Raw genomic sequence first — 14,336 nt, 5'->3', positions numbered from 1 at the left:
CGTCACCACCCCTGCCGCAAGGGGCCGCGTGAAATTCCGTTCAGTCGGCCTCGGGCGGGGCTACGACCGACTCCGGATCGACCGCCAGGCGGCCCGCCATCAGGACCGCCTGGGTGCGGTTGTTGACCCCCAGCTTGCGCAGCACGGCGGTGACGTGGGCCTTGATGGTGGCCTCGGACACGCCCAGGTCGTAGGCGATCTGCTTGTTGAGCCGGCCTTCGCCCAGCATCTGCAGCACCCGGAACTGCTGCGGGGTCAGGTCGCGCAGGCGCTGCGCCACCTCGAGCTCGTCCTGGCACAGCGACGGAGCGTTGCTCGCGGCCGGCGGCGCCCAGCGTTCGCCGTCCAGGACCAGACCGACCGCCTCGCCGATGGTGTCCGAATCGGCCGACTTCGGGATGAAGCCCAGTGCGCCATGGTCCAGCGCGCGCCGCATCACCGACGGCTCCTCGCGTGCCGACACCACCACCACCGGCAGCTGCGGATGCAGCGCGCGCAGGTGGACCAGCGCGCTGAAGCCGTGCGCGCCGGGCATGTTGAGGTCCATCAGCAGCAGGTCGGCGTCGGCATTGGCCTCGACCAGCGTGTACAGCGCATCGACGCTGTCGGCCTCGTGCAGCACCGCGCCGGGCAGGATCCGCTGCACGGCGCCGCGCAGGGCTTCGCGGAACAGCGGGTGGTCGTCGGCGATCAGGATCGTGGACATGCAGGAGGAAGCCGGGGGACGGATGAGAGGGACCTCGCAGTATGCAGGCAGCGATGGATGGCATGCATGCGCCGGCGGTGCCCTCCCGCATCCGCCGGCGCGTGCGGCCCGATCACTTCACCTTGCGCTCGTTGACCAGCGATTCGACCACCGACGGATCGGCCAGGGTCGAGGTGTCGCCGAGCTGGTCGGGCGCGTTCTCGGCGATCTTGCGCAGGATGCGGCGCATGATCTTGCCCGAGCGGGTCTTGGGCAGGCCCGGCGCCCATTGCAGGTGGTCGGGCGTGGCGATCGGCCCGATCTCCTTGCGCACCCAGGCCACCAGTTCCTTCAGCAGCTCCTCGCTCTGGGTCTCGCCGGCGATCAGGGTCACGTAGGCGTAGATGCCCTGGCCCTTGATGTCGTGCGGGAAGCCGACCACGGCCGCCTCGGCCACCTTCGGGTGGCTGACCAGCGCGCTTTCCACCTCGGCGGTGCCGATGCGGTGGCCGGAGACGTTGATCACGTCGTCGACGCGGCCGGTGATCCAGTAGTAGCCGTCCGCGTCGCGGCGGCAGCCGTCGCCGGTGAAGTAGGTGCCCGGATAGGTGCGGAAGTAGGTGTCGATGAAGCGCTGGTGGTCGCCGTAGACGCTGCGCATCTGGCCCGGCCAGGAATCGAGCAGGACCAGATTGCCCTCGGTCGCGCCTTCGAGCTTCTCGCCGTTGGCATCGACCAGCGCCGGCTGCACGCCGAAGAACGGCAGCGTGGCCGAGCCGGGCTTGAGGTCGGTCGCGCCGGGCAGCGGCGAGATCAGGATGCCGCCGGTTTCGGTCTGCCACCAGGTGTCGACGATCGGGCTGCGCGCGTCGCCGACGACCTCGTAGTACCAGCGCCAGGCTTCGGGATTGATCGGCTCGCCGACGCTGCCGAGCAGGCGCAGGCTGCTGCGCGCGGCCTTCTTCACCGGCTCCTCGCCCTCGCGCATCAGCGCGCGGATGGCAGTGGGTGCGGTGTAGAAGATGGTGACCTTGTGCTTGTCGATCACTTCCCAGAAGCGCGACACGCTCGGATAGTTCGGCACGCCCTCGAACACCAGCGAGGTCGCGCCGTTGGCCAGCGGGCCGTAGACGATGTAGCTGTGGCCGGTGACCCAGCCGACGTCGGCGGTGCACCAGTAGATGTCGTCCTCGCGCAGGTCGAACACCGCCTCATGGGTGTAGGCCGCGTACAGCAGGTAGCCGCCGGTGGTGTGCAGCACGCCCTTGGGCTTGCCGGTCGAGCCGGAGGTGTAGAGGATGAACAGCGGATCCTCGGCGTTCATCCGCTCCGGCTCGCACTGCGCCGGCTGGCTGTCGACCACGTCGTGGAACCAGCGGTCGCGCGGGGCCTGCATGTCGACGGCGCCTCCGGTGTGGCGCACCACCAGCACGGTCTCGACGCTGTTGGTGCCCGGCAGCTTCAGCGCCGCATCGACGTTGGCCTTCAGCGGGATCTTCCTGCCGCCACGCAGGCCTTCGTCGGCGGTGATGATCAGCTTGCTGCCGCAGTCGCCGACGCGGTCGGCGATCGAGTTCGGCGCGAAGCCGCCGAACACCACCGAATGCACCGCACCGATGCGCGCGCAGGCCAGCATCGCCACGACCGCGTCGGGGATCATCGGCAGGTAGATGGTGACCCGGTCGCCCTTGACCACGCCCAGGTTGCGCAGCGCGTTGCCGAGCCGGCACACGCGTTCGTACAGCTGCCGGTAGGTGACGTGCTGCGCCGGCGCGTCCGGGCTGTCGGGCTCGAACAGCAGCGCGGTCTTGTCGCCGCGCGTGGCCAGCTGCCGGTCCAGGCAGTTGACCGAGGCGTTGAGCTCGCCATCCTCGAACCAGCGGATGCGGAAGTCGTCCAGCGCGTAGCTGACGTCCTTGATGCGGGTCGGCGTGGTGAACCAGTCCAGGCGCTCGGCGGCCTTGCGCCAGAAGCCCTCGGAATCCTCGACCGACTCGCGGTACAGGCGCTGGTAGTCGTCCTTGCCGATGCGCGCCTTGGCGGCGAACTCCGGCTTGACGGGGTACAGATCGGACATGCCTCCCTCCTCTGATGCTTGCGTGATGCCTGCGGGCCGGCGTGTGCCGACCGGTGACCACAGTCTGCCGTATCGACCGTGACGCAATGCAGCAGTTCCGATACGACCTTGGTCGAACAACGCGACGGCGCGTCCATGGCGATGCCGGCAGGAACCCGCAACGGCGCGGCCGCCGGCCGGCGCGGCGGATGGATTCGACTAATGGCGAATAGGCGCACCGGAAGCGCATGCGCAGTCTGCGGACACGAGCCGCGCCGGACGTGGCCACGCGTCATGACCTGAAGATTCACGGGAGAGAGGGGCAATGAGCATGCGTTCATCCAACCTGGTGCGCCGGCCACTGGCCGCCGCCCTGTTCGTCGCACTGGCCGCGCCGGGCCTGGCCTTCGCGCAGACCGACAAGGAAAAGGCGCTCGAGGCACGCGTCGCCGATCTGGAAAGGCAGGTGCAGCTGCTGCTGTCGGCGCAGCAACAGCAGCAGGGCGCGATCCAGCAGGCCCAGACCCAGCTGGTCGAAGTGCAGCAGCACCAGCCGAAGCCGGTGCCGGCGGGCAAGCAGCCGATCCAGGTGACCTCGATCACCCCGGGCGCGGTGCCCGGCACCACGTTCAAGTTCGGCGGCTTCATCAAGGCTGATTTCCTGGCCACCCGCACCGGCGACGGCCAGCTTGCCGACGATGCGACCGGCCGCGCGCTGTACCTGCCGGGCCAGACCCCCGTCGGCGGCAGCAGCTCGGACGTGGACTACAACGCGCATGCCAAGTTCTCGCGCTTCAACCTGGGCGTGGACCACGTCGCCGAGAACGGCGACAAGGCCGGTGCGCTGGTCGAGATGGACTTCTTCGGCAACTCGCTGGGCAACCAGGCCGCGACCAACACCTACGGCGTCACCTTGCGCCACGCCTACATGTACTGGAACAACTGGCTGGCCGGTCAGACCTGGTCCAACTTCATGGACGCCGGCTCGATCCCCGAGGCGGTCGACTTCGTCGGCCCGACCGATGGCGTGATCTTCGTGCGCCAGGCGCAGATCCGCTACACCAGCGGCGGCTTCAGCGTCGCGCTGGAGAACCCGGAGACCACCCTGGTCGGCACCACCTCGTCCGACCGCGGCGCCCTGCCCGATCTGACCCTGCGCTACGGCTGGAAGGGCGACTGGGGCACCTTCGGCATCGGCGGCCTGGTCAAGCAGCTCAAGGTCGACCGCGCGGTCGGCACCACCGTCTACGACGACAGCTCGATCGGCGGCGGCCTGACCCTGGGCGGCAAGTGGCAGGCCGGCGCCAGCGACAGCATCCACTACCAGCTGACCGGCGGCGAAGGCATCGCCCGCTACATCGGCCTGGGCATCCACCAGGACGGCGTGCTCGACCCGACCGACGGCAGCGTCGATTCGATCGGCGTGCTGGCCGGCTACGTGGGCTGGCGCCATGCGTTCAGTCCCAAGCTGCGCACCAACCTGATCTTCGCCCGCAGCGACTACGACAACGACGTCGCCCTGACCGGGCTCGGCGTCACCAGGAGCGTGCAGAGCATCCGCGGCAACGTCTTCTACTCGCCGATGCCCAAGGTCGACGTCGGCGCCGAGCTGATGTACGGAAAACGCGAGCTGGAAAGCGGTGCCGACGGCGACATCACCCGCCTGCAGTTCACCACCAAGTACACCTTCTAAGAGACCGTTTCCCATGCAGCAGACGCCGCGCGGCCACCCCGCCGCGCGGCGGACCCGCCAGACAACCGGCATCCGGCACACGCACCGGAGCCATCGACCCATGAATGCTTCGGAGGGGAAGCCTCAATGTCCAGCACACCTGCCAACACCGCGCCCAAGGGCGAGCTGACGAAGGGCCACAAGAAGGTCATCTTCGCGTCCAGCCTCGGCACCGTCTTCGAGTGGTACGACTTCTATCTGTACGGATCGCTCGCACTGATCCTGTCGCGCCAGTTCTTCAGCGGCGTCAATCCGACGACCGGCATGATCTTCACCCTGCTGGCGTTCGCGGCAGGCTTCTTCGTGCGTCCGTTCGGCGCGGCCTTCTTCGGCAGCCTCGGCGACCGCATCGGCCGCAAGTACACCTTCCTGGTCACGATCCTGATCATGGGCATCTCGACCTTCCTGGTCGGCGTGCTGCCCAACTACGCCTCGATCGGCATCGCCGCCCCCATCATCCTGATCGTGCTGCGCCTGGCCCAGGGCCTGGCGATGGGTGGCGAGTACGGTGGCGCGGCCACCTACGTCGCCGAGCATGCGCCGCCGGGCAAGCGCGGCCTGTACACCAGCTTCATCCAGACCACGGCGACGCTGGGCCTGTTCCTGTCGCTGGCGGTGATCCTGGGCTGCCGCTACGTGCTGGGCGTCGAGGCGTTCGAGGACTGGGGCTGGCGCATCCCGTTCCTGGGTTCGATCGTGCTGCTGGGCGTGTCGGTGTGGATCCGCCTGCAGCTGAGCGAGTCGCCGCTGTTCCAGCAGATGAAGGCCGAGGGCAAGGGCTCCAAGACCCCGTTCCGTGATTCGATCAAGGGCGGCAACCTGAAGCTGATGACCCTGGTCCTGGTGGGCGCCACGGCCGGCCAGGCCGTGGTCTGGTACGCCGGCCAGTTCTATGCGCTGTTCTACCTGCAGAGCATGCTGAAGGTCGACCTGACCGTCTCCTACCTGCTGATCGCCGCCGCGCTGGTCCTGGCCACGCCGTTCTTCCTGTTCTTCGGCTGGCTGTCGGACAAGATCGGCCGCAAGAAGATCATCATGGCCGGCTGCCTGATCGCCGCCGTGTCCTACTTCCCGATCTTCAAGGGTCTCACCCACTACGCGAATCCGGCGATCGAAGAAGCGGTAGCGAGTTCGCCCGCCGTCGTCGTTGCCGACCCCGCGACCTGCAGCTTCCAGTTCAACCCGACCGGTACCCGCAAGTTCACCAGCTCCTGCGATGTGGCGACTGCTGCGCTGGCGAACGCCGGCGTGCCCTACAGCGTCGAGCCGGCTCCGGCTGGCACGCTGGCCGAAGTGCACGTGGGCAACAACAGCGTGCCCTCCTACGAGGCCGCGGGTCTGGCCGGTGATGCGCTGAAGGCCCAGCAGGGAAGCTTCGGCAAAGACCTGCGCGCGGCGCTCAATGCCGCCGGTTACCCGGAGAAGGCGGATACGAGCCGTATCAACATTCCGATGACGATCTTCCTGCTGTGGATCCTGGTGATCTTCGTGACGATGGTCTACGGCCCGATCGCCGCCTATCTGGTCGAACTGTTCCCGACCAAGATCCGCTACACCTCGATGTCGCTGCCGTACCACATCGGCAACGGCTGGTTCGGCGGCTTCCTGCCGGCGATCTCCTTCGCCCTGGTCGCGGCCACCGGCAACATCTACTACGGCCTGTGGTACCCGATCGGCATCGCCCTGATGTCGCTGGTGATCGGTTCGCTGTTCCTGCGCGAGACCAAGGACGTGGACATCACCAAGTAAACGATGCCCGGCCGGCCTTCGGGCCGGCTCCTGCCCTGGAACGCCGGCCCGCGAGGGCCGGCGTTCTGCGTTTCGCATGGAGAAAGAAGCGTGGATGCCCGAGCGGGGCATCGCAGCTTAGCCAGCGGCGACGGTCGGGCATGACGCCGGAGTGCGGCGTCCGCCGTCTCCGCAGCCTGGAAGCACAGGAGGGACGTCGCTCGAACGCGGACGTCCGCTTTTGCAGAGTCGGATGCCACTACCCGCCGGTCTCGCCTACACCGCTGCGACGGCACCTCTGCGCCATGACCAGCATCACATCCAGCAACGACATCATCCGTGCGACCCGCAGGCGTGGCTGCTGAAGCGCTGCGCAGACGTCCACGAGCACCCGCTGCTTCCGCCGCGGCTTGTCGCGCGTGCTGATGTGACGTCGCAACCCGGGTCGACACACCGTCTCCGCTGCACGCCACCGGATGCGATCCGCGGGGCAGGCACAGGCGGTCACGCACGTGCGTGCATCCGGAATCGCTTCGCGCGCTGCCGGTCTGCCGGCGTACGCGGGTTGCGTACCGGCTTCGGGCTGCTTTGGGGACACACGGCAGAAGGTCCGCGTGTCTCCATCCATCATCGGCAACGCGACGTGGCCTGGTCTCGCTACACCACGCCCTTCATCGATGCGGCGTAGGCATCCTCACTGCCTGGGCTGTCTCAGACGAGACCTGTCTGCCGTCGGGTGCGCCCGACACCCGCCTCGCGCAGCGCCAGGCCCATCAGCAGGCCGACCAGGGACGCATACACGCTGGTCGTGGTCTGGTGGGCGAACATCGACTGGGTCAGGCCACACAGCACGAACGCGACCACCAGCATCAGCCCCGCGTTGGCAGCGCCGCGCAGCTGTCCGGCCGGCTCGGCCCGGCGCCGCAGCTGCGCGAACAGCCACAGCGGGATGCCATAGATGGCCAGCAGCGCGATCACGCCCGGAATCCCCATCGTCGCCGCCCACTCGGCCAGGTCGTTGTGGGCGTGCCCGAGATGGCAGCGCTCCTCGCCGGCATGCACCGGATCGGCGCATTCGGGAACGGCGGTCATCGCCAGATCGAAATGGACGAAGCCGACGCCGGTCATCGGGTGGGCCAGGAACGCCTGGGTCGCCACTTCCAGCCGCTCCATGCGCGCACCGGCGGACGAGTTGTTGTCGCCACGGTCCATCCGTACGATGTCCTGCCGCAGCTCGGCAAGCCGCGTCTGCTCGCGCATCGCCGGCACCGACATCACCACCGCGACAGCCGCCACGATCAGCCCGCCCAGCAGCAGCGCGCGGCTGCGCCGGCTGCGCCAGCCGCAGCCCAGCACCAGCGTGACCAGCAGCACCAGCAGCGCCGGCCAGGTGCCGCGCGTCCCGCTGAGCAGGATCGCGCCCACGCCGACCACCAGCGCCGCCACCGTCCACATCCAGCTGCGACGCGGCCGGCAGAACACGGCCAGCACCATCAGCAGCAGCACCACGTCGGCGAAGACGATCGCATTGCCCCAGCCCGAGGCGCGCGGCGCGCCGCCGAGTACCTGGCCCAGCGCGAGCGCGAACGCCGCGGCGATGCCGACCAGCGCGCCCCACCACAGCGCCGCGCGTGGCGGCTGCAGCACGTAAGCCCACAAGGTGGCCCAGAGCATGCCGATCAACCGGTCGAGATTGTCGACGTCGCCCGGGTCGAGCCCCAGCCGGAGGCTGGACACGAGCGCCACGCCGATCGCCAGCGCGACGGCCAGCGACAGCCACGACAGGGGCCGGACGATCGGCGCGATGCCCTCGCCCATGCGGCGTGCCATCAGTACGGTGGTGACCAGCAGGACGATGCCGAACGGCAGCACGCCCTTCGGGACCGACACCGCCAGCGCGGGCAGACTGAACATGCCCCACGCCGCGAGCGCACGCGTCAGGCGCTGCGTCATCGGTGTCGTATCCACGGCTTCGAGCTGGACTGCGCCCACATCGATCCCTGTACTGGTGGAGCTGCGCATCATCCTGTGCGCATCCGGAACGGCGACTGAGCCCGCCCCGGAAAGTTCATCGGATCCGGGCCTCTGGTTGCGCCGCGGTACAGTCTACGGGACGCACGATGAAGGGTCAGTCATTGATGTCTTCGTGCTGCTGCGCCTCGGCCGCCGCACGCTCACTGGCCGTCGGCACGCACGGCCCGATCACCGCGTCGCCCGGAACCAGCCACCAGCGTCGGCGATTGGACGTGCCCGCAAGCTCGATCCGGTCGCGCGCCAGGCATGCTTCCAGCGCGCCTTCCTGCACCAGCAGCCAGCGCTGCGCGGGCGCCTGCGCCTGCCACGCCACGCCACGCCGCAGCTGTTCGTCCCACTCCATCTTGAAGCCGAAGTTGACGGCGGGGCGGTCTGCCATCAGCAGGTTCTGCTCCTTCCAGGCGACCAGGCCGAGTTCGGCATCGGGGCCGATCCGCTGCCCGACCGCGGTCATCACGCCACGCGCGGAACTGGCGTCGTTGAGCACCGCGTAGCCGACCAGGCCGAACAGCACCCACAGCCCGGCCAGGGTCGAGAACAACGCGGCCACCGCGCGCCGGCGGCCGAACCACAGCATGCTGGCGATCCCCCAGATGCCGGCGGCCACCAGCATCCATGCCGCGGCCTGGATCCGCACCGGTTCCAGCCCGCGCTGCGCCTGCAGGCGCGCCTCGAAGGCGCCGTCACCGAGCAGCAGGGTGGCGCCGACACCGGCGAGCAGCACGGCGAGGAAGCCGCTCAGCGCCAGCACGCCACGCTGCGCCCACACACGCCTCAACAGGCCCGGCAGCAGTGGCGCCAGCACCAGGCACATCATCGGCAGCGCCGGCATGATGTAGACGTCGCGCTTGCCGTCGGGGATCGAGAAGAACACCACCACCAGCAGCCACCAGGCCAGCGGCAGCAGGTAGCGCGGATCGTGCCGCGCCAGCCGGCGGCGCCACGCGCACACGGCCCACGGCAGCGCGAGGATGGGCGGAACCCAGGTGGTCAGCATCACCCCGAGGTGATACCAGCCCGGCTGGTGGTGATCCCATGATTGCGAGTAGCGCTTGGCCGTCTGCCGGAACAGGATGTCGTCCAGGTACGCACGGTACTCGGGCAGGTCCTTGGCCAGGGCAACGCTCACCACGGGTACCAGCCACACCGCCACCGCGGCCAGAAACGCCAGCGGGCCGAGCCAGAAGCGCGGGTCGCGCACATGCACCCGCACGCCGGGCCAGTGCCGCCATGACGCCAGCGCGGCTGGCACCAGCATCAGCAGCGCGATCGCACCGACGCCCTTGGTGATCGTGCCGAGCCCGGCCGCGGCCCAGCCCAGCGCCCACCAGCGCCACGCCGGCCCGAGCAGCAGGTGCCGCAGCAGCCCGTAGTTGGCCAGCGTGATGAAGAAGGTCACCAGCGGATCGATCTGCGCCTTCTTCGATTGCCAGGTGAACTGGAATGCGAACAGCAGCGCCCAGGCGGCATAGAGACCGACCTGCCGCGTCCACAGCCGACGGCCGAGATCCTGCACGCACCACAGGGTGCCGAGCGCGGCCAGCAGCGACGGCAGCAGGAACGCCAGCTTCCAGTTGCCCAGCAGCAGATAGAAGACGGCCTGCAGCCACATCAGCATCGGCGGCTTGTCGGAATACAGCTCGACGCCACGGTGCGGGAACAGCCAGTCGCCGCTTTCGATCATCTGCCGCGCGACAAGCGCGAAGCGCGGTTCGTCGGCGGGCCATGGATCGCGCAGCCCCAGTCCGGCCCCCAGCACCAGCAGGGCCACGATCCAGAACAGCCAGGTGTCGCGGTGACGCACGAAGGCGATATGCATGGGCGGCGATGATAGCCGCGTCATGTCGCATGGATGTCGGAACCCGGTGTCGGCGCGATGACCGCCAACACACGCCGACTTCCGCTGCCGCGGCCTCAGCCGCGCCTGCGCAGCCTGGCGTAGTAGAAGCCGTCCATGCCGTCCTCGCCGGTGAGCCGCTGACGACCGACGCCGGCCGCATGGCCGAACGCTTCCGGCAGCGGCACCTCTTCGGCATCGGCGGTGCGTGCGAGGAAGGCGGCGACCTGGCCGGCGTTCTCTTCGGGCAGGATCGAGCAGGTCGCGTACAGCAGGATGCCGCCGGGACGCAGCAGCGGCCACACCGCATCCAGCAGCCGGGCCTGGGTCTGGACCAGCGCGGCCAGATCCTCCGGGCGCCGGTGCAGCAGGATGTCGGGCTGGCGCCGGATCACGCCGGTGGCCGAGCACGGTGCATCGAGCAGGATCGCGTCGAAGGTGAAGCCGTCCCACCACAGCGCCGGCGTGGTCGCGTCGCCGGCCCGGACCTGGACCCGCTCGGTGCCGGTCTCGCCGTACACGCCGGCGCGGCGCAGGTTGTCCTCGACCCGGGTCAGCCGGCGCGGATCCACGTCCAGCGCCAGCAGCTCCAGGCGGGGATCGCGCTCGAGCAGATGGGCGGCCTTGCCACCCGGCGCGGCGCAGGCGTCGAGCACGCGCGCCCCGGGTTCGGCGCCGAGCGCGTCGGCCGCCTGCTGGGCCGAACCGTCCTGCACCGCCACCAGCCCGAGTTCGAAGCCAGGCAGCGCCGCCACCGGCACCGGACTGTCCACCCGCAGCGCCTCGGCCAGGCGCGGTTCGGCCACGGCGGCGATGCCGGCCTCCTGCAGCCGGGCCAGGTAGGCATCGCGGGTCGACGCGCGGCGGTTGACCCGCAGCCACAGCGGCGCCGGTTGCGCACTGGCGGCGAACACCGCGGCGGCCTGCGCCGGCCACGCCGCCTGGACGCGGTCGCGCAGCCAGCGTGGCCAGGCGTCGGCCGGGTCGGCCGCCGGAAACCCCTCGCGCTGTGCACGCCGCAGCAGCGCGTTGACCAGCCCGGCCTGATGCGGCCGGCACAGCGCGCGCACCGCATCGACCGTGGCCGCCAGCGCGGCATGCGCCGGCAACTGCAGCGCATCGAGCTGGGCGCAGCCGGCCAGCAGCAGCGCGAGCAGCGGCCCTTCCGATGCACCGGGCGGCTTCTGCAGCCAGCCACGCAGCGCCGCGTCGTAACGGTGACGGCCGCGCAGCGCGGCGAACACGATCGCCTCCAGCAGCGCGCGGTCGCGCGGGTCGTCCAGCCGCGGCAGGATCGGTGCCAGTTCCGATTTCAGCGAGCGCCCGCGGTGGACCACCGCATCGAGGACCTGCGCGGCATGCACGCGGACCTGCACGCCGGGGGCCATCGGCCGGTCCGGACGGGTCGGGCGGCTGCGCGCCGGGGGACGCTGTCGCTGCATCGGGTTCAGCCGCCGGCGGTCAGGTCGCGACGGGCATTGAGCCAGTCGGCGGCGGTGATCGCACGGCCACCCTCGCGCTGGACCACGCGCAGGCGCAGCGCGCCTTCGCCGCAGGCGATGTCGATGCCCTCGCGGCCGGCGGTCAACAGGGTGCCCGGTGCAGCGCGATGGGCCAGCGGCAGCGCGATCGCGCCATGGATGCGCAGGCGCTCTCCGGCCACGATGCCCTCGGCCACCGGCCAGGGATTGAAGGCGCGGACGGTGCGGGCCAGCGCGTCGGCGGCGCCGTTCCAGTCCAGCCGCGCCTCGGCCTTGTCCAGCTTGTGCGCGTAGGTCGCGCCCTGGGCCGGCTGCGGCTGCGGCACCGGTCGGATGCCGGCCCGCAACAGGCCAAGACCATCGGCCAGGACCTGGGCGCCAAGCGCGGCCAGGCGGTCGTGCAGCTGTCCGCCGTTCTCGTCGGCGGCGATCGGCGTGCGCTGTTCCAGCAGCACCGGCCCGGTATCGAGCCCGGCCTCCATCTGCATCAGGCAGACGCCGGTCTCGGCGTCGCCGGCCTGGATCGCCCGCTGGATCGGCGCGGCGCCACGCCAGCGCGGCAGCAGCGAGGCGTGCACGTTCCAGCAGCCGAAGCGCGGGATGTCGAGCACCGCCTGCGGCAGGATCAGGCCGTAGGCGACCACGATCATCAGGTCCGGCGCGATCTCGCGCAGTGCCTGCTGCGAGGCCTCGGCCCGCAGGGTTTCCGGCTGCAGTACCGGGAGGCCACGGCCGATCGCCTCCAGCTTCACCGGCGAGGCCGCCAGGCCACGGCCGCGGCCGGCAGGCCGGTCGGGCTGGGTGTAGACGGCCACGACTTCGTTGCGCTGGGCGGCGGCACGAAGCGAGGGCACGGCGAACTCCGGCGTGCCGGCAAAAACGATTCTCATCGGACGGAAGACTCAACGGACGGTCGCCGCATCATGCTGCGGCACGGCGCCGGCGCGATGCGCCGGGCGAGGAACGGACGTGGATCGGTGGCCGCCGGATCGGCTCCGGCAGCCGGCGCGGATCAGGCGGCGTGCTTGCGCTGCTTGGCCAGCTTCTTGCGCACCATCTCGCGCTTGAGCGGCGACAGATAGTCGATGAACAGCTTGCCGTCCAGGTGATCCATCTCGTGCTGAACGCAGACCGCGAGCAGGCCGTCGGTGGTCAGCTCCTGGGGCAGTCCCTGGCGGTCCAGGAAGCGGACGGTGATGCTGTCGGCGCGGGTCACGTCGGCGAAGATGCCGGGCACCGACAGGCAGCCTTCCTGATAGACCTGCCCGCCCTGCTGGCCGACGATCTCCGGGTTGATGAAGACCATCGGCGCGTCCTTGCCCTCGCTGACGTCGATGACCATGAAACGCAGGTGCACGTCGACCTGGCTGGCGGCCAGCCCGATGCCCGGCGCGGCGTACATGGTCTCGAACATGTCGTCGAGCAGGGTCTGGAACTCGGGGGTGGTCACCCGCGCGGCATCGACCGGCACGGCCTTGGTGCGCAGCCGCGGATCGGGGAACTCGAGGATGGGAAGCAGGGCCATGGCGCACTCCGTGGGGGAGGCCGGCGACAAACCGGCCAGCCGTCGCAATTCTAGCGCGGATGCTTGTGCTGCGCCCTGAATTCTGGACTATAGTCGCGAACCTGTTGGGGAATCAGGCGGAAGCAACCATGTTCATTCGACTTCGGACGGCCGCTGCCGTCGCGATGCTGACCGTCGCCACCTACGCCATGGCCGTGGAGTCCACGGGGGCGCATCCGGACACCTATGTCGTCCGCAAGGGCGACACGCTGTGGGACATCTCCGCCCGCTTCCTCAAGAAGCCCTGGCTGTGGCCGGAAATCTGGCAGGCCAACCCGCAGGTGGCCAACCCGCACCTGATCTATCCGGGCGACGTGCTCAGCCTGGCCTACCTGGACCGCGTCGATGGCGCGGTGCGGCCCGGCCCGCGCGACGAGGCGCCGATCACCGGCCTGCCGCTGTCGGACATCGAGCCCTTCCTCAAGGACCTGCAGGTCGTGGACGCGTTCCAGCACCTGCCCTACGTGGTCGGCTTCGAGGACAACCGCCTGCGCGGCAGCTACGGCCAGCCGGCCTACGTGAAGGGCCTGGACGACGCGCGCCCCGGCCAGCGCTACGCAGTGGTGCGCCCGACCGTCAGCTACGCGCTGCCGCGCTCGTTCCGCGACCTCGAGGCCGATGGCCGGCACACCCCGGGCGACGGCACGCTCTGGAAGGACTACGTCCCGCCGAGCAGCCGCAACGCCTTCCTCGGCTACGAACTGGCCCAGGTCAACGTCGGCACCGTGCTGCGCACCGCCGTGGGCGATGCCACCGTCGCCACCCTGCAGCTGGAAGACAGCGGCCATGAGGTGCGTGCCGGCGACCGCGTGATCCCGGTCCAGGCCCAGCCGTACGACCTGCAGTTCTTCCCGCACCCGCCGTCCGGCCAGGTGCCGGCCGAGGTCCGCGTACTGGCCGTCGCCGATTCCTTCAGCGCCGCCGGCCCGCGCGACGTGATCGCCATTTCGGCCGGCAGCGCCGACGGCGTGGACAACGGCACGGTGTTCTCGCTGTGGCGGCAGGGCCGGCACATCAACGATCCGATGGCCCGCGTCGGCACCTCGCGCCAGAACGACCGTTTCAGCGGCGGCAGCGAAGTCCTGCCGGACGAGTACGCCGCGCACGCGATGGTCTTCCGCACCTTCGACAAGGTCAGCTACGCGCTGGTGATGCAGGGCGTGAAGCCGGTCCGTGTCGGCTACAGCGCGCAGCACCCGGACGCGCAGTAAGCACTGGC

10 protein-coding genes are annotated in these 14,336 nt (G+C 69.9%); 3 read left to right on the top strand and 7 right to left on the bottom strand.

The window, feature by feature from the left end:
* Window positions 1–40: 40 nt before the first annotated feature.
* Together IB242_RS14890 and acs are read right to left on the bottom strand one after the other, a co-directional pair.
* On the bottom strand, window positions 41–706 hold the full coding sequence (locus IB242_RS14890; protein ID WP_192281098.1) for a response regulator transcription factor: 666 nt from the start codon (window positions 704–706) through the stop codon (window positions 41–43).
* A gap of 112 nt (window positions 707–818) precedes the next feature.
* Window positions 819–2,762, bottom strand: a complete 1,944-nt coding sequence (gene acs, locus IB242_RS14885) for an acetate--CoA ligase (protein ID WP_192281095.1) — start codon at window positions 2,760–2,762, stop codon at window positions 819–821.
* Window positions 2,763–3,066: 304 nt separating this feature from the next.
* Here acs and IB242_RS14880 point away from each other — a divergent pair, with 304 nt between their 5' ends.
* Both IB242_RS14880 and IB242_RS14875 read left to right on the top strand, forming a co-directional pair.
* Window positions 3,067–4,434: a DcaP family trimeric outer membrane transporter gene (locus IB242_RS14880; protein ID WP_192281092.1), complete on the top strand. Its 1,368-nt coding sequence runs from the start codon at window positions 3,067–3,069 to the stop codon at window positions 4,432–4,434.
* Window positions 4,435–4,560: 126 nt separating this feature from the next.
* Window positions 4,561–6,222 carry an MFS transporter gene (locus IB242_RS14875; RefSeq protein WP_192281090.1) on the top strand — a complete coding sequence of 554 codons (1,662 nt, stop codon included), beginning with the start codon at window positions 4,561–4,563 and terminating at the stop codon, window positions 6,220–6,222.
* A gap of 690 nt (window positions 6,223–6,912) precedes the next feature.
* Here IB242_RS14875 and IB242_RS14870 read toward each other — a convergent pair.
* The 5 genes from IB242_RS14870 to def all read right to left on the bottom strand — a co-directional run bounded on the left by IB242_RS14870 (window position 6,913) and on the right by def (window position 13,078).
* Window positions 6,913–8,115, bottom strand: coding sequence for an O-antigen ligase (locus tag IB242_RS14870; protein ID WP_225540688.1), 1,203 nt, complete (start codon window positions 8,113–8,115; stop codon window positions 6,913–6,915).
* A 214-nt stretch (window positions 8,116–8,329) separates the two neighbouring features.
* Window positions 8,330–10,054 carry a glycosyltransferase family 39 protein gene (locus IB242_RS14865; RefSeq protein ID WP_192281084.1) on the bottom strand — a complete coding sequence of 575 codons (1,725 nt, stop codon included), beginning with the start codon at window positions 10,052–10,054 and terminating at the stop codon, window positions 8,330–8,332.
* A 95-nt stretch (window positions 10,055–10,149) separates the two neighbouring features.
* On the bottom strand, window positions 10,150–11,460 hold the full coding sequence (gene rsmB, locus IB242_RS14860; RefSeq protein ID WP_225540686.1) for a 16S rRNA (cytosine(967)-C(5))-methyltransferase RsmB: 1,311 nt from the start codon (window positions 11,458–11,460) through the stop codon (window positions 10,150–10,152).
* A 59-nt stretch (window positions 11,461–11,519) separates the two neighbouring features.
* Entirely contained in the window at window positions 11,520–12,443 is a 924-nt protein-coding gene (gene fmt / locus IB242_RS14855) for a methionyl-tRNA formyltransferase (RefSeq protein ID WP_192281078.1), read from the bottom strand.
* A gap of 122 nt (window positions 12,444–12,565) precedes the next feature.
* Window positions 12,566–13,078 carry a peptide deformylase gene (gene def / locus IB242_RS14850; RefSeq protein WP_192281075.1) on the bottom strand — a complete coding sequence of 171 codons (513 nt, stop codon included), beginning with the start codon at window positions 13,076–13,078 and terminating at the stop codon, window positions 12,566–12,568.
* A gap of 128 nt (window positions 13,079–13,206) precedes the next feature.
* Here def and IB242_RS14845 point away from each other — a divergent pair, with 128 nt between their 5' ends.
* The gene (locus IB242_RS14845) at window positions 13,207–14,328 is read left to right on the top strand and encodes a LysM peptidoglycan-binding domain-containing protein (protein ID WP_192281072.1); all 1,122 of its coding nucleotides are present in this window, start codon (window positions 13,207–13,209) and stop codon (window positions 14,326–14,328) included.
* Window positions 14,329–14,336: the final 8 nt, after the last annotated feature.

This window comes from Xanthomonas sp. XNM01 (assembly GCF_014851915.1).
In the GTDB taxonomy this organism is placed as follows: Bacteria; Pseudomonadota; Gammaproteobacteria; order Xanthomonadales; family Xanthomonadaceae; genus Pseudoxanthomonas.
Note: the sequence above shows the minus strand (reverse complement) of the source record. Positions and strands in the feature narration are given on the sequence as shown.